Annotated in this window: 1 protein-coding gene and 1 pseudogene; both read left to right on the top strand. The window is 61.7% G+C overall.

Annotated features, from left to right (window positions below; all coding sequences use genetic code 11):
* Positions 1-216 (top strand): annotated as a pseudogene (gene pstB / locus E0765_RS10960) (phosphate ABC transporter ATP-binding protein); the annotation flags it as partial.
* A 30-nt stretch (positions 217-246) separates the two neighbouring features.
* Positions 247-749: phosphate signaling complex protein PhoU (gene phoU, locus E0765_RS10955; protein ID WP_132813272.1), on the top strand; the 503-nt coding region annotated here is incomplete at its 3' end.

Here is a 749-nt window from a genome sequence, read left to right as displayed (position 1 = left end):
ATGTCCACGGCCCGGATCGAGGAACTCGTCAGGGAATTGAAAACGAAGTACACTGTCATCATCGTGACGCACAACATGCAGCAGGCAGCCCGAATTTCCGACCTGACCGCCTTCTTTCTCCTGGGCGAGATGGTCGAGACGGGCCCCACCCAGGACATCTTCACCTCCCCCGTCGACCGGCGGACGGAGGACTACATCACCGGGCGCTTCGGCTAGGGCGATCCTGGACGGAGGGAGACGAGAAACATGACCGAATTGAACGTGAGAAAGACCCAGGACGAGGCCCTCGACCGCATCCGCGAACAGCTCCTGAAACTCGGCAACCTTGCCCAGGATGCCATACGAAAAGCCGTCTGGGCCCTGGAGAAGCAGGACGAGGCCCTTTCCAGGGAAGTCCTCGAAGGCGACGACGTCCTCGACGAGCTGGCCTCCGGCATCGAGGAAGGGTGCCTCCTTTTCACCGCCCGGTACCAGCCGGTAGCCCAGGACCTGAGGACCATCTCCGCCATCAACCGGATGGCCATCGACCTGGAGCGGATCGGGGACCTCGGCGTCAGCATCGCCAAGATCACCCGCTTTTTCTTCGGCAAGACCCTCATCAAACCCCTCATCGACATCCCCAGGATGGCGGCGATCGTCGAGGAGATGATCGACGGCACCATGCGGGCCTTCATCAACCGGGACACCGAGGAGGCGAAGAAGGTCTGTGCCCTGGACGACATGCTCGACGACCTGGACCGGCAGATCTT

It is taken from the genome of Sulfuricurvum sp. IAE1, from assembly GCF_004347735.1.
Lineage (GTDB): Bacteria > Campylobacterota > Campylobacteria > Campylobacterales > Sulfurimonadaceae > Sulfuricurvum.
The sequence above is the reverse complement of the archived record's forward strand: the minus strand, read 5'-3'. Positions and strand labels throughout refer to the sequence as shown.